Below are 19,848 nucleotides of genomic sequence, written 5' to 3' on the forward strand. Positions count from 1 at the left end.
CCCGCGCTCGGGTACTACTTCGTCAGCGGTGCGTAACGGAACTTGAAGGATCCGTCGAGCGTCGTGCCGTTGACATCCTTGCCCACGACGGCGATCTGCGTGCCCTGGAGCAGCGGCAGCGTCGAGAGGTCCTGCGCGACGAGGTCCTGGATCTGGCCGATCTCCTGCTCACGAGCGGCGGCGTCGGTCTCCGTCAGCTGCTTCGTGATGAGGTCCTGCACCTCCGGGTTGTCGTAGTGGTTGACCAGGAAGTTCTCCTTCGAGAAGAAGGGCGTCAGGTAGTTGTCGGCGTCGGAGTAGTCCGGGAACCAGCCGAGCTGGTACTCGGGGTAGACGTCGGCCGTGCGGTCCTTGACGTACTGCACGTACTCGGTCTGCTGGAGGTTGACGGTGAACAGGCCGCCGTCCTCGAGCTGCGACTTGATGGCGGCGTACTCGTCACCCGACGACGGGCCGTAGTGCTCGCCGTTCCACTGCAGGTTGAGCGTGACGGGCGTCGTGACGCCGGCCGACTCGAGGGTCTGCTTCGCCTTGTCGAGGTCGGGGCCGCCCTTTCCGTCGCCGTAGAGGCCCTTGAGCGCCTCGTTCGCGCCCTTGAGTCCCTGCGGGACGTAGGAGTAGAGCGGCGTGTAGGTGCTCTTGTAGATGTCCTTCGACAGCTCCTCGCGGTCGATGAGGTCGGCCGCGGCCTGGCGGACGGCGAGAGCCTTCGCGGGGTCGGCCTCGCTCGTCGTCGCGCCGAAGGGCATCGTGTTGAAGTTGAACACGATGTAGCGGATCTCGCCGCCGGGGCCGTTGACGATCTGGACCTTGTCGTTCTTCGAGAGGTCGTCGATGTCGGTCGCCGACAGGCTGCGGTACGCCACGTCGATGTCGCCGTTGCCGATGTCGAGCTTGAGGTTCGACGGGTCGGAGTAGTACTTGACCGTCACGCTCTTGTTGGCCGCGGCGGGCAGCTCGCCCTTGTAGTCGGCGTAGGGCGAGTAGGAGATGAGCTCGTTGACCTTGTACGAGTCGATGACGTACTGGCCGGCGAACGCCTTGCCCTTGACGATGTCGTTGTCGGGCGTCACGCTGTCGGGCGAGAAGACGTCCTCGTCGACGATCGGCGCGGCCGGCGTCGAGAGGATCTGCTCCCACGTCTGGTCGTTGCCGCTCTTCAGGTGGAAGACGACGGTCGTGTCGTCGGGCGTCTCGACGCTGTCGAGGTTGCCGAGCAGCGACGAGGGGCCGTTCGGGTCGGCGATCGCGAGCTGACGGTCGAAGGAGAACTTGACGTCCGAGGAGGTCAGGTCGTTGCCGTTGGCGAACTTCAGGCCGTCCTTGAGCTTCACCGTGTACTCGGTAGGCGAGGTGAACTCGCCCGACTCGGCGATGTCGGGCGTGACATCGGCCGTGCCGTACTGGCTGTTGAAGAGGAAGGGGTAGATCTGGTTCATGACGGCGAAGGAGCCGTTGTCGTACGAGCCCGCGGGGTCGATCGACGTGATCTTGTCGGTGGTGCCGACGATGATGTCGCCACCGGAGGCGCTGCCGCTCTCGGTGGACGAACCCCCGCCGCCGCCGGCGCAGCCGGCGAGAAGGAGAGCCGAGGCCCCGAAGGCCCCGATGGCGAGGCCGAGACGGCCGCGCGCGCTGTGGTGCAGTGACATGAGTGCTACCTCTGCTGTGAACGGATCGGCCGCGCCAGGCGACGCAGCCACTCGGGATATCTTCATCCGCTGCGGCCCGGAGGGCAATCGAGTGAACGATTCGTAACGAGACTGAAACCCTTCGATCCTGACACCGGATGCCTCCCGATGGCTCTGGGCGGCTCCGAAGCGGCCGGCCCTACTCGCCGCGGAGCGCCCGGTCGACGGCGCGCGTGAGCGAGACGAAACGAGCGTTGCGGGGCAGGTCGTCGATGAGCACGCACTGTCCACCCGGCCCCGCGAGCGGCACCTGCCAGTTCGGGTACTCCCGGTGGGTGCCGGGCTGATTCTGCACCCGCCGCTCGCCGACGGCATCCACCAAGGCGATGCCCAGGAGGAGGGACGGGGATGCTGTCAGCAGCACGTGCAGCGCCTCGACGACCTCCTGCTCGGTCGGGTCGGCGTCGATGAGTCCCCGCTCGCGCAGGGTGGCCAGCATCCGCTCCCTCTCGTCCCGCGCCTCGGCGCGCGCCTGCTCGACGGGCTCCGTCAGCAGACCCAGCCGCGCCCGCAGCTCGACGTGCTCGCCGGCGAGGTAGCCGGCTGTCGGGGGCAGATCGTGCGTGTTGACGGTCGCGAGCACCTCGCGCCGGTAATGCTCGGGCGGCTTCAGGCCATCTCCCTCGTACTCGAACCACAGCACCGACGTGCCGAGCACGCCGCGTGAGGCGAGGTAGTCGCGCACCCACGGCTCGACGTTGCCGAGGTCCTCGCCGATGACGACCGCACCGGCCCGCTCGGCCTCGAGCGCGAGCACGCCGATCATCGCCTCGTGGTCGTAGCGCACGTACGTGCCGGCCGTCGGACCGAAGCCGGACGGGATCCACCAGAGCCGGAAGAGCCCGATGACATGGTCGATGCGCAGCGCGCCGGCGTGCCGGAGGAGGTTGCGCACCATGTCGCGGAGCGGCGCGTAGCCCGACGCGGCGAGCGCCGACGGCAGCCACGGCGGCTGGCTCCAGTCCTGGCCCTGCTGGTTGTACATGTCGGGCGGAGCACCCACCCGGATGCCCGGCGCGTACAGGTCGCGCAGCGACCAGGCATCCGATCCGAGCGGATCCACCCCGACCGCGAGGTCGTGCATGACGCCGATGCTCATGCCCGCGTCCTTGGCGGCGCGCTGCGCCGCCTGCGCCTGCTCGTCGGCGACCCACTGCAGCCACAGATGGAACGCGACCCGGTCCGCGAGCTCGGCGCGCAGCCCGGCGACGAGGGGCGAGCCGATGTCGCGCGCCTCCTCGGGCCTGCCGTCCGCGGGGAGGTCGGCGAAGTGCTCCTCGAGGGCGCACCACAGGGCGAAGTCCTGCAGTGCCTGGCCGCCCGCGGCGACGAACGCGTCGAGCGACTGCTGCCGCGCCGCGCTGCGCGGCCAGGCGTGGACGACCTCGAGGGCGGAGCGCTTGGCCGTCCAGGCGAGGTCGCGGTCGACGAGCTCGGGATCGGCATTCGTCGCCGCCGCGGGCGCCTTCGCCGCCCGCAGCCGGGCACGGCCCTCCGCGTTCAGATAGGCGGCCTCGCGGACGTCCTCGGGCCGGATGTACAGCGGCGCGATGAACCGCCGGGTCGCCGGAAGGTACGGCGACGGCTCGATGGGCGTCGTCACCTCGGCCGCGTGGATCGGGTTGACGAGGAGGAAGTCGGCGTCCCGCTGGGCCGCGACCGTCGCGAGGTCGCCGAGGTCGGCGTAGTCGCCGATGCCCCACGACTCCCGCGACCGCACGGAGTAGAGCTGTGCCATGAGCCCCCACGCGCGCTCACCGGCGCCCGGGCGCGTGGGCGGCTGTGAGAGCCGGTCGGGCGTCACGACCAGGATCGCGTCGCACGTGCGCTGCGGGGCGCCGCTGAGGTGCTCGCGGGCGTGAAGCGTGTGCCAGCCGAGCGGCAGGTCGGCCGGAAGCGGCACGCGGACGCGCCACACCGGGAGATCGTCGATGCGTCGCGACTCCGGCTGCTGAGCGGGAATCGGGATGCCGCGCACCGACCCGTCCTCGAGCGTCACCGAGAGCTCGACATCGCGGCCGTCGAAGACGTGCACGAGCACCTCGCCCGCGCCGCGGCGCACGACGATCGACGGTGGAAGGAGCGCCCGCCAGGAAGCCTCTTCGGCGGCGGTCAGCGCAGCCGTCTCGTCGCCGGCGTCGACGCCCATCGCCGCGAGGATGAGCCGCAGTGTCGAAGCGGGCACCTCGACGCGATCGCCGAAGAACGACCAGTAGGCCGTCGCGACGCCGTGGGCTTCCGCGAGTGCCGTGAGCGTCGGCGTCGGGCTGTCGTTCGTCGTCATGGGCCCCCTGCCCACGATCCTGCCAGGGGACGAGGGCTACGTCACCCGCCGGGCCCGATGCCGAAGTGGTCGAGTTCGGATTCGGTCAGCATCCGGCTGCGGATGAGGAAGCGGTTGCCGGTCGGCCCCTCGACGCTGAAGCCGGCGCCCCGGCCGGGGACGACGTCGATCGTGAGGTGCGTGTACTTCCAGTACTCGAACTGGGCCTGGGAGATGTAGACGTCGATGGCCTCGCCGAGGCCGACGTCGAGGGAGCCGAGATGCACGTCGCTCGGCCCGGTCTGGAACATGCCGACCGGGAAGCACATGGGCGCGCTGCCGTCGCAGCATCCACCCGACTGATGGAACATGAGCGGGCCGTGCTGCGCCGTGAGATCGCGGAGGAGGGATGCCGCGGCATCCGTCACCGCGACGCGCGAGTGGATGGAGATCTCGGCCATGCTTCTCCCCGTTCGTGAGCCTGTCGAAGGGTGGTTCCTGAGCTTGTCGAAGGATGCCTCGCGCCCGCTCGACGACCGCCATGGGGAACCGGTCGTCGAGCAGGCGAGCGAGGGGAGGCGCTCCGGATCAGAAGAAGCCCATCGCTCCCTCGGCGTACGAGACGAGGAGGTTCTTCGTCTGCTGGTAGTGGTCGAGCATCTTGAGATGGTTCTCACGGCCGATACCGGACTGCTTGTACCCGCCGAACGCCGCGTGCGCGGGGTACTGGTGGTAGGTGTTCGTCCAGACGCGGCCCGCCTCGATCGAGCGGCCGGCGCGATAGGCGATGTCGCCCGAGCGGCTCCAGACGCCCGCGCCGAGGCCGTAGAGCGTGTCGTTGGCGATCGAGACGGCGTCGTCGAAGTCGTCGAACGACGTGACCGACACGACGGGGCCGAAGATCTCCTCCTGGAAGATGCGCATGTCGTTCGTGCCCTCGAAGACCGTCGGGGCGACGTAGTAGCCCTCGCTCAGATCGCCGCCGAGGTCGACGCGCTCGCCGCCGGCAAGCAGCTTCGCGCCGCCCTGCGTGCCGATGTCGATGTAGCTGAGGATCTTCTCGAGCTGGTCGTTGGATGCCTGCGCGCCGATCATCGTGGCGGGATCGAGCGGGTTGCCCTGCACGATCTTCGACACCCGGTCGAGGCCGTCGCCGAGGAACCGGTCGTAGATGGAGCGCTGGATGAGCGCGCGGGACGGGCAGGTGCAGACCTCGCCCTGATTGAGGGCGAAGAACGTGAAGCCCTCGAGCGCCTTGTCGTAGTAGGCGTCGTCCGTGTCGCGCGCGACGTCCTCGAAGAAGACGTTGGCGCTCTTGCCTCCGAGCTCGAGGGTCACGGGGATGAGGTTCTGCGACGCGTACTGCATGATGAGCCGGCCCGTCGTCGTCTCACCGGTGAACGCGACCTTGCGGATGCGCTTGTGCTGCGCGAGCGGAGCGCCCGCCTCGATGCCGAACCCGTTGACGATGTTGACGACACCGGCGGGGAGGAGGTCGCCGATGATCTCGAAGAGGAAGAGGAGGGATGCCGGAGTCTGCTCGGCGGGCTTGATCACGACGCAGTTGCCGGCGGCCAGAGCGGGGGCGAGCTTCCACGTCGCCATGAGGATCGGGAAGTTCCACGGGATGATCTGGCCCACGACCCCGAGCGGCTCGTGGAAGTGGTACGCCACGGTGTCCTCGTCGAGCTGGCTGAGCGAGCCCTCCTGCGCGCGGAGCACGCCGGCGAAGTAGCGGAAGTGGTCGACGGCGAGCGGGATGTCGGCGGCGAGGGTCTCGCGGACGGGCTTGCCGTTCTCCCACGTCTCGGCGACGGCGATCTTCTCGAGGTTCTGCTCGATGCGGTCGGCGATCTTGTTGAGGATGACGGCGCGCTCGGCCGGGGTCGTCCGCTTCCAGGACTCGAACGCCCTCCACGCGACATCCACCGCCCGATCGATGTCTTCGACCGTGCCGCGACCGACCTCGGTGAACGGCTTGCCGTTGACCGGTGAGATGTTCTCGAAGTACTGGCCCTTGACCGGTTCGACGAACTCGCCGCCGATGTAGTGGCCGTAGCGGGGCCGGTAGTCGGCGACCGAGCCGCGCTGCCCCGGGGCGGCGTAGATGCTCGAGACGCCCTCTTCGACGATGGTCATGCTGTCTCCTTCGACGCTGTCCGCGGCTTCGGTGCCGCGATGCGTCGACGGTAGGCCGCGCAACGTTGCATGACGTTGCACCGGCCGCCGCGGCATCCCTCCCTCATGTCCCGATTTCTCGCTGTGGTGTCCCGATTTCGGCTGTTCCGGAGCTCGTTGAGCACCGAAGGTGGGACATGCAGCGGAAGGCGCTGGGCTAGTCGGTCTCGAGGCGCTCGATCCGCGCCACGAGACCGGCCCGCTTCGGCGAGCGCGCCGGGAGCATCGAGAGGCAGAGCCGCAGCAGCTCCTCGTCGTCCGCGCCGGCCGGTGTGTCGGCGAAGGCGAGGAGCACGTCGATGGATGCCTCGGCCAGGAGCGCTTCGCGGAGGGCGACACGCACCGAGTCGCGGAACTCCTCCACCCCGGGCGCCGTCGAGTCGGGGAGCACCTCGCCGCGGTAGGCGGCGAGCGCGACGCGGTGCGCTCCCCGGTCGAGGAGCGACAGCACCTGGTGCGCGTCGGTCTCGACCGTGCTCGTGAGGCGATACGGCCGGGACTCGAGCACGAGGTGCGGCGCAGCTCTCTCGAGCGCCTTGCGCAGGCGCACAATCTCGGCGCGCAGCGTCACAGAAGCCTCGGGGTCGCCGTACACGAGCTCACCGAGGCGCTCGCCGGAGAGCCCCTGGCGGTGCGTCGCAAGCATGAGGAGCAGCTCGGCGTGCCGTAGTCCGAGCTCCGACACCGTCTCTACGCCGTCGCCGGAGACCTCGAGGAGTGCCCGGTCCCGCCCCAGCACGCGGAGAGTCGTCCGCGCGGTCTCGGCCCTCCGCGCCGCCCGCCGCGGCGGCTGCTGCTCCCGGGCGCGGAGCCGGGCGAGCAGCAGCTCTCCCTCGACCGCGCGGGCCGTGGCATCCACCAGCAACTGGGCCTGAGGCGTGACGACCTGATCGCCTCCCGTCACGTCGATGACGCCCAGGATGCGGCGGGTCTCGGGATCGTGGACGGGCGCCGCGGTGCACGACCACGGCTGCACGAGCCGGTTGAAGTGCTCCGCCCCGCGGATCTGCACCGAGCGGTCGAGCGTGATCGCGGTGCCCGGGGCGGAGGTGCCGACGGCATCCTCCGACCAGTTCGCCCCCGGGACGAATCCCATGTCGCCCGTCAGGGCGCGCACCCGCCGGTCGCCCTCGACCCACAGCAGTCGCCCGGCGGCATCGCCGACCGCGACGACGACCCCGGCGTCGTCGGGATCGCCCGGCACGAGCAGGCCGCGGATCATGTCGATCACCCCCGCGAGGGGGTGTGCGCGGCGGTACTCCTCGAGCTGCGACGATGCGAGGTCGAGGGGCGGAAGGGCCTCTGCTCCGACGAGGTGCGCGAGCGAGCGCCGCCACGAGTCCCGGACGAGCGGACGGATGTCGTCGAGCCGCAGGTCGCCCGTGTTGCCGGCGACGAACTCCTCGTGGGCACGCTCGATGAGGAGCCGCGAGTTCTCGGGTGCCGACTCGCGCCTCGGCGACCACGCTGAACTCATCGCGGGCTCCGATCGACGTCGGGGAGCGTGCGTCCAGTGTAGGCGGGCGATGCCGCGCCGTGATCAGTCGGCGAGGGCGACCAGGTTGTCCGAGGCCCAGCGGCCGAGGTCGTCGAGGATCGGCAGCAGGCGGCGGCCCGCGTCGGTCAGGGTGTAGCTGACCGATACGGGAGGGCCGGGGTCGACCTCGCGCACGACGAGTCCCGCTTCGGAGAGCTCCGCGAGCCGATCGGACAGCACGGCGTCGCTGATGCCCGAGACCGCGCGACGCAGGCCCGCGAACCCGGAGGGGCCGCCGCCGAGCGTCGAGACGATCATGCCGTTCCAGCGCTTGCCGAGCACCGAGAACGCGAGGGTGACGGCAGCGTCGCAGACGCTGTGGTCGGTCTCGGTCTCGGTCATCACTCCATGCTACGGGTGCTACAGTCGGCTTAGCTGCTATGTTTTTCTTAGTCGCTCACCTGATCGGAGTACCATGTCGCTGTTCCGCCTGGATGCCAGCATCCTGCCCGCTTCGTCCGCCAGCCGTTCTCTCGCCGACCTCGTGGAGGCCGAATGGAGTGCTGCTCACCCCGACTCGAAGGTCGTCCGCCGCGACCTCGCCGCCGACCCCATCCCCGCGACCGCCTGGGCCGACGCCGTGACGTCGGGCTTTGTCGAAGCTGACCAGCGCACACCCGGCCAGCTCGAGGCGCGGGCCCTCGCGAAGACCCTCGCCGACGAGCTCGTCGATGCCGAGGCGCTGCTGTTCGCCGTTCCGCTGTACAACTACGGCGTCTCGCAGCACTTCAAGACCTGGTTCGACGTGGCCTACACCGATGCGCGCATCGACCCGCAGGGCACCGCTCTCCGCGGCAAGCCGGCGACCCTCGTCACCGTGCTCGGCGGCAACTACGCGCCCGGAACGCCCAAGGAGGGCTGGGATCACTCGACGGCGTGGCTGCGCCGCGTGCTCGAGGACGTGTGGGGGCTCGATCTGCGCGTCGTGCAGCGGCCCTTCACTCTCGTCGGGGTGAACCCCGCGCTCGACGCCTTCGCCGACGTCGCCGCCGACCTCAAGCGCAATGCCGAGACGGCCGCCACGACCTACGGGCAGGAGCTCGCCGCGCGCCGCGGCCACGTCGCCTGACTCTTCCTCTTCGTTCGTCCATAGCCCGTGCTCTCGCCGAGCGCCCACGGTATGGCACGTCCATACCACGGGCTTTCGGTCAGAGCACGGGCTATGGACGCGCGGGCGGGGGTCAGCTGCGGGTGGACCACCAGGCGAGGAGGCGGCGCTCGGCCTCCTCTGGACCGACGAGGCCCTCGTCGAGGCGCAGGTCGAGAAGGAACTTGTACGCCTCACCGACCTCGCGGCCGGGGCGGATGCCCAGGATCTCCTGGATCCGGTTGCCGTCGAGCTCGGGGCGCATCGCGTCGAGCTCCTCCTGCGCGGCGAGCTCCGCGATCCGGCGCTCGATGTCGTCGTAGGCGCCGGCGAGCCGCGCCGCCTTGCGCTTGTTGCGGGTCGTCACATCGGCCCGCGTGAGGATGTGCAGGCGCTCGAGCTCGGGGCCGGCATCCCGGACATACCGACGCACCGCCGAATCGGTCCACGCACCCTCGGCGTAGCCGAAGAAGCGCAGGTGCAGCTCGATGAGGCGCGAGACGACGTTCATCGTGTCCGTGTCGAAGCGCAGCGCCTGCAGGCGCTTCTTCGCGAGGCGGGCGCCCTTGATGTCGTGGTGGTAGAAGCTCACGCCGCCGCCGGGCTCGAGGCGTCGCGTGGCGGGCTTGCCGATGTCGTGGAGGAGGGCCGCGAGGCGCAGCGGGACGTCCGGCGAGGCATCCGGATTCCGCGCCTGCTCGAGTGAGATCGCCTGGCGCAGCACCGTCAGGGAGTGCTCGTAGACGTCCTTGTGGTGGTGATGCTCGTCGATCTCGAGGCGCAGCGCGGGGATCTCGGGGAGGAAGACGTCGAGAAGTCCGGTTTCGACGAGCAGACGGATGCCGCGCACGGGGTCGTCGGTCTGCAGCAGCCGCACGAGCTCGCTCTGGATGCGCTCGGGGCTCACGATCTCGAGGGTCTCGCGAAGCTGGCCGATGGCCTCCGCGGTGCCCGGGTCGACGTCGAAGCCCAGCTGCGACGAGAAGCGCGCGGCGCGGAGCATCCGGAGCGGATCGTCGCCGAAGCTCACGCGGGGATCGCTCGGCGTGCGCAGGCGCTGCGCCACCAGATCCTCGACACCGCCGGTGGGGTCGATGAGCGTGCGGCCCGGCACGCGCAGGGCCATCGAGTTGACGGTGAAGTCCCGGCGGAGGAGGTCTCCCTCGAGCGTGTCGCCGAACTCGACGGTGGGCTTGCGGGTCACCCCGTCGTAGCTGTCGGCTCGGTAGGTCGTGATCTCGACCTGCTCGCCGTCGATGCGGGCGCCGATCGTGCCGAAGTCGCGGCCGACGTCCCACTGGGCAGAACTGATCGGCTTCACGATCCTGAGGATGTCGTCGGGAAGGGCATCCGTCGTGAAGTCGAGGTCGTGCGTCTCGCGCCCGAGGAGTGCATCGCGGACCGGTCCGCCGACGATCGCGAGCTCACGCCCCGCCTCGGCGAAGGCGCGAGCGAGCGTCGCGACGACGGGTGACTCGGCGAGCGCGCCGAGGCGCGCGACGCCCTCGGCCATGTTGAGCATGCGTCGAGCCTACCGAGGCATCGGTGGTGCGCCCGGTTCAGCCGAGCAGCAGGAACCCCGTGAACACGAGCTCCCGCACCCGTGGCAGCAGGTCCTCCCGGAGTGCGCCCGCATCCACTTCGAGCAGCTCAGCGATGGCGTCGATGAGGGGCCCGACGGCGAGGTCGCCGTCGCACGCGCCGACGAGGGCCGCCAGCGCGGGATCGACCTCGATCGTGCGTCCGAAGCCGCCGCCCTGGCGCAGCTCGATGACGCTCGGGGCCTCGCTCCCCGGCAGATGGTGGCGCGCCTCCGTCACATCCGGCGAGACCCGGAGGATGGATGCCGCGAGCGCGGCGTCATCAAGCGCGGCGAGTGCGTCGTGCGCGGCGAGCGCGTCCGCGAGGTGCTGCCCGAGCCCGCCCGGCGTCGCACCCAGCGACTCGCCGACCCGCTCGTAGCGGGTCAGAGTCGGCGTCCCGCTCCGAGGCCGACGCAGCAGGATGTACCCGAACCCGATGGCCGAGACCTCGCGCTCGGCGAAGTCGTCGAGCCACGCCGTCGCGAGCCGCGCGAACTCGGCGCTCCCCGGCACGGTTCCGCCGTCGCGAATCCACAGCTCCGCGTAGGCGAGGGGATCGAGGCGCTCGCGCTCCACAACCCACGCGTCGAGCGGCACGGCCGACGACGCCACCCACTCCCGCACCCGGTCGAGACCGTCGACCCCTGAGCGCGTCTCCCAGTTGCCGAGCAGCTGCGCGACGCCGTCCGGTTCGAGGTGCTCGCCCGCTCCGCGCACGAACGCCGCGACGAGGTCGTCGCCGATCATTCCGCCGTCGCGATATTCGTACGCCGGCACTTCCGCCGCGCGGGGAGTGATCACGAAGGGCGGATTCGAAGCGATCCGGTCGAAACGCTCGCCCTTCACGGGGTCGAAGAGGCTGCCCGACCGCAGCTCTATGCCGTCGACGGCATTGAGCAGCGCGTTGAGGCGCGCGAAGCGGATTGCCCGCTCCGAGATGTCGGTCGCGACGACCTCGTCGACCGCGCGACGCGCACGGAGGGCCTGGATGCCGCATCCCGTCCCGACATCGAGCGCGCGCCTCGCCGGCGTCGGCAGCTGCAGCCCGGCGAGCGTCAGAGAAGCGCCGCCGACGCCGAGGACGTGATCCTCGGGAAGTGGGCCGCCCAGCGCCGTCTCGTCCAGGTCGCTCGCGATCCACCATCCGCCGTCGCCGTGCGCGTCGCCGAACGACTGCGGCCGCACGAGGGCGAGGGGATGGATGCCGTCCTCCCCCCGCTCCGCGAGGGCGAGGCGCACGAGCCCGTCGCCGCCGGTGCGCGGCAGTGCCGCGTCGACCAGCTCCGCGGGCTGCGGCATCCCGAGCACGAGGAGCCGCGCCAGCACCGCGAGAGGATCGTCGTCCCCCTCGATGGCGGCGAGAGCGGGGAAGCGCAGGCCGCGGGCAATGGCGTCGTCCGCCGCTGCTCCCCATCGCTCCCGGATCGTCGCGGCGTGGAAGTCCGCCGCGCGCAGGTCGTCGGCGAGCGCCGCACACAATGCGGCGTCGGGCTCGGGAAGGGGGAGCGGCGGCATCCCCCCATTCAACCGCCGGGATCCGGCGCGAGCCACCCGAGGGCGGCATCCGCGAACCGCGGTCCGTGCTCGGGGGCCTCGAAGGGTGCCCCCGTAGAATCTCACCGATCGTGCGGTCCGGAATCGCACAGGAGCGAACCCCCACATGATTCAGTCCCCACCGCCTTCCGTGCCGCGCGCGCGGAGAGCCCGCGCGTCTCTCGCGGCGGTCGTGGGCATCGTGGCGGCGCTCCTCGCTCCCGTCGCAGCGGCGCCGGCCGAGGCATCCCTCCTCCCCGCCGCCACGACCCCTTCGCCCACGCCCACCCCGTCGGCCGAGCCGGGCGAGGCCGTGCTCACGCTCTCGCCGATCTCCAACGGCGTGCTGCGCGACGGCGACCACCTGACGGCGTCCGTCACGCTCGCCAACGGCACGTTCGAGCCGACCGAGCCCGGGACGGTCACGCTCGCCTTCGGTTCCGAGCGCCTCACCGACCGCGCCGAGCTCGACGCGTGGCTCGCGGGAAAGATCGACGATCCGGCGCTGCCGCAGGTGGCTTCCATTCCCTTCCTCCCGGTGGCGGCGGGCGAGTCGCAGACCCAGGGGATCGCCGTCGACGCCCCCGTCACGGGGCTCCTGCCCGGGGTCTACCCCGTGCGGGCGACCCTGACGACGGCCGGCGAGACCTTCACGTCGACGAGCGTCGTCATCGTGCCCGACGCCGCGGCCCCGGCCTCGAACGTGGGGCTCGTCATGCCGATCACGGCCGACGCGACCGCCGACGGCCTCCTCACGTCCGACCAGCTGCAGGAGCTCACCGGCCCGGAGGGCTCGCTCACCAATCAGCTCGATGCGGTCGCCGGCACCGACGCGATCCTCGCCGTCGACCCGGCGATCGCGGCGGCCATCCGCGTGCTCGGCACCGCGGCGCCCGAGAGCGCGACGGCCTGGCTGGCGCGCCTCGAGACCCTGCCGAACACGCGCTTCGCGCTGCAGTTCGGCGATGCCGACGTCGCCAGCCAGGTGCAGGCGAAGATCGTGCCGCCGCTCGCACCCCTGTCGCTGCAGGCGTACATGGAGCCGGCGAACTTCACGCCCGCGCCCGGAAACCCCGCTACTCCGACGCCCACCCCCACGACCGATCCGACCGCACCTATCTACCCCGACAACGAGCAGCTGCTCGACATCGGCACCGCACGGGCGGGCGTCTTCTGGCCTGCCACGGGAACCGCGGGCGGCGACGTCGTCGAGGGGCTCGGCGGTGTGCGCGTCGACGACCAGCAGGGTCTCACTCTCGTAACGTCGACCTCGACGACCGCCGGCGCCGACGGCGGCACCGTGACGGCCCGGGGCGCCGATGGCGACGATCCCGTTCTCGTCTACGACGCGGCGATCTCCGGAGAGCTCCAGTCCGCATCGACGATCGATGCGGCACCTCTCCGCGGTGCCCACCTCGCCGCGGCGACCGCCTACCTCTCGTTCGCGCTCTCCGACGCCGGGGGCGCGCCGCTCCTCGTGACGGTCGACCGGGGTGAGGACCGCTCGCGCGTCGCCCTGCGCACCGCCATCTCCGCGGTGCTCGAGGCGCCGTCCGTCGCCCCGGCGACGCTCGGGTCGCTCGCCAACGCGACTCCGGAGAACGTCGAGGTGGCCGGCGTGGACGCCGACGCGGCGCGCGTCGCCGCCGTGTCGGCGCTCGTGTCGGGGGAAGACTCGCTCACGCAGTTCGCGACCATCCTCGACACCCCCGACACGATCACAGGACCCGAGCGGGCAGACATCCTGCAGCTGCTGGGCAACGCCTGGCGCGCGCAGTCCGACGAGTGGACGACGGCCCTCGCGACGCATCGCGAAGACACCGCGACGACGCTCGACTCGGTCGGCATCCTGCGGGCGAGCCCCATCCAGCTCATCACGTCGGGCGCGGTCATCCCGGTCTGGGTGCGCAACGACCTCCCCTACCCCGTCAACGTCACCCTCTTCGCCACGCCCGACGACCTGCGCCTCGAGGTGCAGCGCACGACCCAGGTCGTTGCGCAGCCGCAGAGCAACAGCCGCGTCGAAGTGCCCGTCCAGGCCCAGATCGGCAGCGGCGACGTCACGCTGTCACTCGAGCTCCGCAGTCCCACCGGCGTCCTCATCGGCGACCCGCAGCTGCGCGAGGTGCACGTCCGCGCCGACTGGGAGGGCATCGGCATCATCGTCCTCGTCGTGCTCGCGGTCGGCTTCGTCGCGGTGGGCGTGATCCGCACGATCCTGCGGCGCCGGGGACGGAAGAAGGGGGATGCGGCACCCGCCGCCGGCGGCGAACCGTCGACGGAGCCCGCGGGCGAGGCCGACACTGCGGCGAACGCCGACCCCACGGCGGACTCCGATCCCACGGAGGACGCCGATCCCACGGCGGACGCCGATCCCACCGAGGACGCCGAGCCACCCCACGACGCCGAGCCAGAGGCATCCATCGATCCCGCCCCTGAGGAGCCCCGACCATGAGCGGCATCGCGCGCGCGAGCGCCCTCATCGGAGCCGGCACGATCGTCTCGCGCCTCACCGGACTCCTCCGCACGATCGTGCTGGTCGCGGCGATCGGCTCGGTGAGCAGCGAGGCAGGCGACGCCTTCGCGGTGGCGAATCAGCTGCCGAACAACATCTACGCGATCATCTCGGCCGGCCTGCTGACCGCGATCATCGTGCCGCAGATCGTCAAGGCCGCCGCGCACGCCGACGGCGGCCAGTCCTTCATCTCCAAGATCCTCACCCTCGGCACCGTCGTGCTGCTCGGCACGACGGCGGTCGCGATGATCCTCGCGCCCCTCCTGGTCGTGCTCTACGCACCCGACTACACGCCGGAGCAGACGGCACTCGCGACGGCCTTCGCCTACTGGTGCCTGCCGCAGATCTTCTTCTATGGCCTCTTCGCACTCCTCGGCGAGATGCTCAACGCACGGCGCGTGTTCGGCCCGTACACGTGGGCTCCGATCATCAACAACCTCGTGTCGATCGCGGGCTTCTCGGTCTTCATCGTGCTCTTCGGCGCCGATCACTCGTCGGTCGAGGGCTGGACCGACGGCATGATCGCCCTCGTCGCGGGCACGGCGACGCTCGGCATCGTGCTGCAGACGGTGCTGCTGCTGTTCTTCTGGCGCCGGGCGGGCCTGCATCTGCGTCCCGACTTCCGCTGGCGGGGTGTGGGGCTCAACGAGTTCGGCCGGCTCGCCTCCTGGACCTTCCTCATGGTCATCGCCGGTCAGCTCGCGGGGCTCATCCAGTCGCGGGTCCTCGCGGGCGCCTCCGGCCAGGGCGCATCGGTCTTCGCGACGCAGAACGCGTGGCTCATCTTCATGCTCCCGTACTCCGTGATCGTGCTCTCGATCGGGACGCCCTACTTCACGCGCCTCAGTGAGCACGCCCACGCGGGGCGACACGACGACGTCCGCGCCGACATCGGCAGCAGCATCCGCACCCTCGGCCTGTTCACGGTGCTCGCGACGGCGGCCCTGGCGGTGGCATCCATCCCCGCGTCCCGCATCTTCACCAACTCGGCACACCAGGCGCAGCAGGCCGCGCTCGTGCTCGTCTGCTTCCTCGTGTCGCTCGTGCCGCTCGCCGTCCTGTTCGTCGTGCAGCGGACGTTCTACGCGTACGACGACACGCGCACCCCCTTCTTCTTCACCCTCCTGCAGACGGCGCTCGTCATCGGCACAGCGCTCATCGCGCAGGCGACCCTTCCGGTCGAGTACCTCGCGGCCGGCGTCGCGCTCGGCCAGTCGATCTCGAGCACGATCCAGGTCATCGTCGCGACCTGGCTGCTCCATCGGCGCCTGAAGGGAATCGGCACAGGGGGATGGATGCTGGCGCTCGGACGGTTCGTGATCGCCGCCGTTCCCGCTGCCGGCGCCGGCTGGGCGACCTTCCTGCTCCTCGGGGGAGTGGACGGGTGGACGGTCTCCGACCGCTGGCTCGGCGCCATCGGCACCGCCCTCATCGGCGCTGTCTCCTCGCTCGTCTACCTCGGCGTGCTGTGGCTGCTGCGGGCGCCCGAACTCGCCGTCGTCGGTCCGATCGTGCGTCGAGTGCTGCGTCGCTGAGCATCCCGCGGCAGTGTGCTGGGCGGGTTCTCCACGGGTTCTGTGAACCCCCGTCACACCATCGGGGCGCGGAATATCGGACGCCTACGATGGGTTGAGTCATCCGAAAAGTCATTCAAGGGGGCTGACGTGCGTCACGTCATCATCATCGGTTCCGGTCCTGCGGGCTACACGGCGGCGATCTACGCCGCCCGCGCCAACCTCGAGCCGCTCGTCATCGCGAGCTCGGTCGAGGCCGGTGGTGAGCTCATGAACACGACCGACGTCGAGAACTTCCCGGGCTTCCCGGAGGGCATCCAGGGTCCCGACCTCATGACCAAGATGCAGGAGCAGGCCGAGCGCTTCGGCGCCGAGGTGGTCTACGACGACGTCGTCGACCTCGACCTCGCCGGCCCGATCAAGCGGGTCACGCTCGGCAGCGGCGCGGTGCACGAGGCGTCCTCGCTCATCTACGCGACCGGCTCCGCACACCGCAAGATCGGCATCGCCGGCGAGGAGCGCCTCTCCGGCCGAGGTGTCTCGTACTGTGCGACGTGCGACGGCTTCTTCTTCCGCGAGCGCGCCATTGCGGTCGTCGGCGGCGGCGATTCGGCGATGGAGGAGGCCACCTTCCTCACCAAGTTCGCGTCGAAGGTGTACGTCATTCACCGTCGCGAAGAGCTGCGCGCGTCGAAGATCATGCAGGAGCGCGCCTTCGCCAACCCGAAGATCGAGTTCGTGTGGAACAGCGAGGTGGCCGACATCCTCGGCGACGAGGCCGTCACCGGGGTCGTCCTGCGCTCGACGATCGACGGCACGCTCAGTGAGCTGCCGCTCGAGGGCGTCTTCGTCGCGATCGGCAACGACCCGCGCACGCACCTCGTGCACGACAAGCTCGAGCTCACCCCGGCTGGCACGATCTGGGTCGACGGCCGTTCGTCGCGCACGTCTCAGCACGGCGTCTTCGCCGCGGGAGACGTCATCGACCCGACCTACCGTCAGGCCGTCACCGCGGCCGGTAGCGGCACCGTCGCGGCACTCGACGTCGAGCACTTCCTCGCGTCGATCGGCGATGCGGGCGCGCCCGACGCGGATGCCGACCAGATCGAGGGTCTCGCCGAGGTCGACGCGGCCTGACAGACGTCCGGGAACACTTTCCGGCACCCTCGCGTTGTCACAGTCGAAGGTTTCTGACGAAGGAGAACCCCCAATGACCGCCAAGGCCACCAGCTCCAGCACCTGGAACGAGGACGTCCTGCAGGCCGACGGCCCCGTGCTCGTCGACTTCTGGGCGGAGTGGTGCGGACCGTGTCGCATGGTCTCGCCCATCCTCGACCAGATCCAGACCGAGCACCCCTCGAAGATCACGATCCTGAAGCTCAACGTCGACGAGAACCCCGACCTCGCGATGAAGTACCAGATCACCTCGATCCCCGCGATGAAGGTCTTCAACAAGGGTGAGGTCGAGACGACGATCATCGGTGCCAAGCCGAAGTTCGCGCTCGAGCAGGACCTCGCGAGCTACCTCGCGTAAAGGCCCACGGCTTTCACGGCCCCGGTCGTCGGTGGAGTTCCTCCACGACGACCGGGGCTTTTCTCATGCTCGGGATGCTGATCGGGCTGCACCTCCGGTTCATGCCGTTCGGGGCATCCTGGATTTCTGCGGCCGATTTCGAGAAGGATGTCGATATCGGTGTTCCTCGTACGACGCACTGGATGAGCGGGCCGAGTGGCTCGATCCGGGCGGACGTCCGATGAGATCAAGGAGAACGAGATGCGCTGGATGCTGATCATGCAGGTCGAGCCCGAAGCGGCCGCCCGGGCGGCCGAAGAGCTCGATCTGGCCGAGGTGGTCCAGGTGATGGGCGCCTACAACGAGGAGCTGCAGAAGGCGGGCGTCTTCCTGTCGGCCGAGGGACTGTCCGACGCGAGCGAGGGCTTCCGCGTCGACTTCTCGTCGCAGCCGCCTGTCGTCACCGACGGTCCCTACGCCGAGGCGCGGGAGATCTTCACGGGCTTCTGGATCCTCGAGGTCGCCAGCCGCGAGGAGGCGGAGCACTGGGCTCGCAAGTGCCCGCTCGGCCCCGGCACGTCACTCGAAGTGCGTCGCGTGCAGGAGCTGTCCGACTTCATCACCGAGGGTGAGGACGACGCCGTCAGCGAATGGGCCAGCAAGGCACAGGAGTGGCGCGCGGCCAACGCCTGACGGCGTTCGACGGGCACCGGATGTCGCGGCTACGACGCGTCGGCACGCACCACCGCATCCCAGCGGCGGTGCGTGTTGGCGTCTCCGAGCAGGCGCCACACGGCGCGCGTCAGGGGAGGATAGTCGAGCGCGATCTGGCGGAGGACCCGGTAGTGGCGAGCCGCGTTGGGGCGCGCACCCCCGTCGGCCTGGATGTTCTCGGCACGGAGCGTGAAGACGACGAGCTCGTCGACGGTCGGGAGGTCTTCCATGAACTCCCACGGATCTTCGCCGGCGCGCAGGCGCTCGTGAACGAGCACCGAGAGCTCATCGGCCGCCTCCGCGCGCAGCAGCTCGAGACTCGCCCTCCGGCGGGGGGTGTCGTCGCGCGTCGCCATTCCTCCACCCTACGGGGAGCGTCCGACGTGCGGGTTCTCGATCGGGAGGTTCCGCGGTGAGCGAATCCGGCCACGCCCGGCGTGCGGTTGAGGCAGTATGGCGCAACGAGTCGGCGCGCATCGTCGCGGCCCTCACCCGTCAGATCGGCGACTTCTCGTGGGCGGAAGATCTCGCTCAGGAGGCGCTCGTGGAGGCCTTGGGCTCGTGGCCGACGGCCGGCATCCCCGACAACCCGGGCGCCTGGCTCCTCACCGTCGCCAAAAGGCGCGCGATCGACGGGTGGCGCCGGCAGGAGCGGCTCGCACAGCGGGTCGACCTCATCGGTCACGATGCCCTGCTCGCCGAACGTGAGCACCCCGTCGAGGCGGCGGGGGATCCGGACCGCATCGACGATGACGTGCTGCGTCTCGTGTTCGTCGCGTGCCACCCGGTGCTGACGCCCACGGCGCGCCTGGCCCTCACGCTCCGCACGGTCGCGGGTCTCACGACGGAGCAGATCGCGCGCGTCATGCTGCTGAGCGTGCCGACCGTGCAGCAGCGGATCGTCCGCGCCAAGCGGGCCCTCGCCGAGGCCGACGTGCCCTTCGAGATTCCCGGACGCGCGGACCGCCCCGCACGCCTCGCCAGCGTTCTGCAGGTCGTCTACCTCCTGTTCACCGAAGGATATGCGCCCGCGGACGGGGAGCATCCGACCCGGCCCGACGTCGCCAGGGAGGCCGTTCGCCTCGCCCGCCAGCTTGCCGCGCTCGCCCCTCGCGAGCCGGAGGTCTACGCCCTCATCGCGCTGATGGAGTTCCAGTCCTCCCGCTTCGCGGCCCGGTCCGACGCCGAAGGTCTGCCCCTCACGCTCGCCGAGCAGGACCGCAGTCGCTGGGACCGGTCGGCCATCGACCGCGGTCGGGCCGCCCTCGCGAAGGCCCAGTCCTTCGACCGGGGCCTTGGCTACTACGGGATCCAGGCAGCGGTCGCCGAGTGCCACGCGATCGTCCCCTCCGCGGACGACACCGACTGGGCCCGCATCGTCAGCCTCTACGACGCTCTGCTGACGCTCGCGCCCTCACCGGTCGTACGCCTCAACCGCGCGGTCGCGGTGTCGATGCTCGACGGCCCCGCCGTCGCGCTGCCTCTCGTGGAGGAGCTGGAGCCCGAGCTTTCCGGGTTCCGGCCCTTCCATGGCGTGCGGGCCGAACTCCTCGAGCGTCTGGAGGTTCGGGATGCCGCGTCCGCCGCGTTCCTCCGCGCAGCCGAGCTCCCCGGCAACGCGGCCGAGGCGACGGTGCTCCGCCGCCGCGCGGCTGCCCTGACCGCGTAGCCCCGGCGGTGCCGGTCGCGGACCAGACCTCGGTCCCCGAGGCTGTCGCGG

The 19,848-nt window shown here is 70.5% G+C and carries 16 protein-coding genes; 7 read left to right on the forward strand and 9 right to left on the reverse strand.

What is annotated here, in order from left to right:
- Positions 1 to 14: 14 nt before the first annotated feature.
- The 6 genes from AAIB33_RS16095 to AAIB33_RS16120 all read right to left on the reverse strand — a co-directional run bounded on the left by AAIB33_RS16095 (position 15) and on the right by AAIB33_RS16120 (position 8,011).
- Positions 15 to 1,652 (reverse strand): ABC transporter substrate-binding protein, encoded by a 1,638-nt coding sequence (locus AAIB33_RS16095; RefSeq protein ID WP_345800969.1) that lies wholly within the window; start codon positions 1,650 to 1,652, stop codon positions 15 to 17.
- 178 nt (positions 1,653 to 1,830) lie between these two features.
- Positions 1,831 to 3,975 (reverse strand): 4-alpha-glucanotransferase, encoded by a 2,145-nt coding sequence (gene malQ, locus AAIB33_RS16100; RefSeq protein WP_345800970.1) that lies wholly within the window; start codon positions 3,973 to 3,975, stop codon positions 1,831 to 1,833.
- 41 nt (positions 3,976 to 4,016) lie between these two features.
- Positions 4,017 to 4,415, reverse strand: a complete 399-nt coding sequence (locus AAIB33_RS16105) for a DUF779 domain-containing protein (protein ID WP_345800971.1) — start codon at positions 4,413 to 4,415, stop codon at positions 4,017 to 4,019.
- A 127-nt stretch (positions 4,416 to 4,542) separates the two neighbouring features.
- Positions 4,543 to 6,093, reverse strand: coding sequence for an aldehyde dehydrogenase family protein (locus tag AAIB33_RS16110; RefSeq protein ID WP_345800972.1), 1,551 nt, complete (start codon positions 6,091 to 6,093; stop codon positions 4,543 to 4,545).
- Between the two features lie 196 nt (positions 6,094 to 6,289).
- Positions 6,290 to 7,609 carry a GAF domain-containing protein gene (locus tag AAIB33_RS16115; protein ID WP_345800973.1) on the reverse strand — a complete coding sequence of 440 codons (1,320 nt, stop codon included), beginning with the start codon at positions 7,607 to 7,609 and terminating at the stop codon, positions 6,290 to 6,292.
- Positions 7,610 to 7,672: 63 nt separating this feature from the next.
- Complete coding sequence (locus AAIB33_RS16120; RefSeq protein WP_345800974.1) at positions 7,673 to 8,011, reverse strand: helix-turn-helix domain-containing protein; 339 nt, start codon at positions 8,009 to 8,011, stop codon at positions 7,673 to 7,675.
- Between the two features lie 73 nt (positions 8,012 to 8,084).
- Between AAIB33_RS16120 and AAIB33_RS16125 the strand changes: the two genes are divergently transcribed.
- A complete protein-coding gene (locus AAIB33_RS16125) occupies positions 8,085 to 8,738 on the forward strand; it encodes an NAD(P)H-dependent oxidoreductase (protein ID WP_345800975.1) in 654 nt (217 codons plus the stop codon).
- A 112-nt stretch (positions 8,739 to 8,850) separates the two neighbouring features.
- Here AAIB33_RS16125 and AAIB33_RS16130 read toward each other — a convergent pair whose 3' ends face one another.
- Positions 8,851 to 10,278 carry a CCA tRNA nucleotidyltransferase gene (locus AAIB33_RS16130; RefSeq protein WP_345800976.1) on the reverse strand — a complete coding sequence of 476 codons (1,428 nt, stop codon included), beginning with the start codon at positions 10,276 to 10,278 and terminating at the stop codon, positions 8,851 to 8,853.
- Between the two features lie 37 nt (positions 10,279 to 10,315).
- Positions 10,316 to 11,854 (reverse strand): methyltransferase, encoded by a 1,539-nt coding sequence (locus tag AAIB33_RS16135; RefSeq protein WP_345800977.1) that lies wholly within the window; start codon positions 11,852 to 11,854, stop codon positions 10,316 to 10,318.
- Between the two features lie 145 nt (positions 11,855 to 11,999).
- Between AAIB33_RS16135 and AAIB33_RS16140 the strand changes: the two genes are divergently transcribed.
- The 5 genes from AAIB33_RS16140 to AAIB33_RS16160 all read left to right on the forward strand — a co-directional run bounded on the left by AAIB33_RS16140 (position 12,000) and on the right by AAIB33_RS16160 (position 18,107).
- Positions 12,000 to 14,327: a DUF6049 family protein gene (locus AAIB33_RS16140; protein ID WP_345800978.1), complete on the forward strand. Its 2,328-nt coding sequence runs from the start codon at positions 12,000 to 12,002 to the stop codon at positions 14,325 to 14,327.
- Positions 14,324 to 15,922, forward strand: a complete 1,599-nt coding sequence (murJ, locus tag AAIB33_RS16145) for a murein biosynthesis integral membrane protein MurJ (protein ID WP_345800979.1) — start codon at positions 14,324 to 14,326, stop codon at positions 15,920 to 15,922. Before AAIB33_RS16140 ends, murJ begins: the two co-directional genes overlap by 4 nt.
- A 129-nt stretch (positions 15,923 to 16,051) precedes the next feature.
- The gene (gene trxB / locus AAIB33_RS16150) at positions 16,052 to 17,038 is read left to right on the forward strand and encodes a thioredoxin-disulfide reductase (protein WP_345800980.1); all 987 of its coding nucleotides are present in this window, start codon (positions 16,052 to 16,054) and stop codon (positions 17,036 to 17,038) included.
- Between the two features lie 73 nt (positions 17,039 to 17,111).
- Positions 17,112 to 17,435, forward strand: a complete 324-nt coding sequence (gene trxA / locus AAIB33_RS16155) for a thioredoxin (protein ID WP_345800981.1) — start codon at positions 17,112 to 17,114, stop codon at positions 17,433 to 17,435.
- 240 nt (positions 17,436 to 17,675) lie between these two features.
- Positions 17,676 to 18,107: a YciI family protein gene (locus AAIB33_RS16160; RefSeq protein WP_345800982.1), complete on the forward strand. Its 432-nt coding sequence runs from the start codon at positions 17,676 to 17,678 to the stop codon at positions 18,105 to 18,107.
- A 29-nt stretch (positions 18,108 to 18,136) separates the two neighbouring features.
- Here the strand turns inward: AAIB33_RS16160 and AAIB33_RS16165 are convergent, their stop codons facing one another.
- Entirely contained in the window at positions 18,137 to 18,484 is a 348-nt protein-coding gene (locus AAIB33_RS16165) for a tryptophan synthase subunit alpha (RefSeq protein WP_345800983.1), read from the reverse strand.
- Between the two features lie 56 nt (positions 18,485 to 18,540).
- Between AAIB33_RS16165 and AAIB33_RS16170 the strand changes: the two genes are divergently transcribed.
- Positions 18,541 to 19,797, forward strand: a complete 1,257-nt coding sequence (locus AAIB33_RS16170) for a sigma-70 family RNA polymerase sigma factor (RefSeq protein ID WP_345800984.1) — start codon at positions 18,541 to 18,543, stop codon at positions 19,795 to 19,797.
- The last annotated feature ends 51 nt before the right edge of the window (positions 19,798 to 19,848 follow it).

The sequence above is a fragment of the Microbacterium sp. AZCO genome, assembly GCF_039614715.1.
Classification (GTDB): domain Bacteria; phylum Actinomycetota; class Actinomycetes; order Actinomycetales; family Microbacteriaceae; genus Microbacterium.

Coding starts and splice junctions, on each gene's coding strand:
- malQ (WP_345800970.1), bottom strand. CDS start 3,975: ATGACGACGAACGACAGCCCGACGCCGACGCTCACGGCACTCGCGGAA.
- trxA (WP_345800981.1), top strand. CDS start 17,112: ATGACCGCCAAGGCCACCAGCTCCAGCACCTGGAACGAGGACGTCCTG.
- AAIB33_RS16135 (WP_345800977.1), bottom strand. CDS start 11,854: ATGCCGCCGCTCCCCCTTCCCGAGCCCGACGCCGCATTGTGTGCGGCG.
- AAIB33_RS16140 (WP_345800978.1), top strand. CDS start 12,000: ATGATTCAGTCCCCACCGCCTTCCGTGCCGCGCGCGCGGAGAGCCCGC.
- AAIB33_RS16110 (WP_345800972.1), bottom strand. CDS start 6,093: ATGACCATCGTCGAAGAGGGCGTCTCGAGCATCTACGCCGCCCCGGGG.
- AAIB33_RS16095 (WP_345800969.1), bottom strand. CDS start 1,652: ATGTCACTGCACCACAGCGCGCGCGGCCGTCTCGGCCTCGCCATCGGG.
- AAIB33_RS16120 (WP_345800974.1), bottom strand. CDS start 8,011: ATGACCGAGACCGAGACCGACCACAGCGTCTGCGACGCTGCCGTCACC.
- AAIB33_RS16115 (WP_345800973.1), bottom strand. CDS start 7,609: ATGAGTTCAGCGTGGTCGCCGAGGCGCGAGTCGGCACCCGAGAACTCG.
- AAIB33_RS16130 (WP_345800976.1), bottom strand. CDS start 10,278: ATGCTCAACATGGCCGAGGGCGTCGCGCGCCTCGGCGCGCTCGCCGAG.
- AAIB33_RS16165 (WP_345800983.1), bottom strand. CDS start 18,484: ATGGCGACGCGCGACGACACCCCCCGCCGGAGGGCGAGTCTCGAGCTG.
- AAIB33_RS16160 (WP_345800982.1), top strand. CDS start 17,676: ATGCGCTGGATGCTGATCATGCAGGTCGAGCCCGAAGCGGCCGCCCGG.
- murJ (WP_345800979.1), top strand. CDS start 14,324: ATGAGCGGCATCGCGCGCGCGAGCGCCCTCATCGGAGCCGGCACGATC.
- AAIB33_RS16125 (WP_345800975.1), top strand. CDS start 8,085: ATGTCGCTGTTCCGCCTGGATGCCAGCATCCTGCCCGCTTCGTCCGCC.
- AAIB33_RS16105 (WP_345800971.1), bottom strand. CDS start 4,415: ATGGCCGAGATCTCCATCCACTCGCGCGTCGCGGTGACGGATGCCGCG.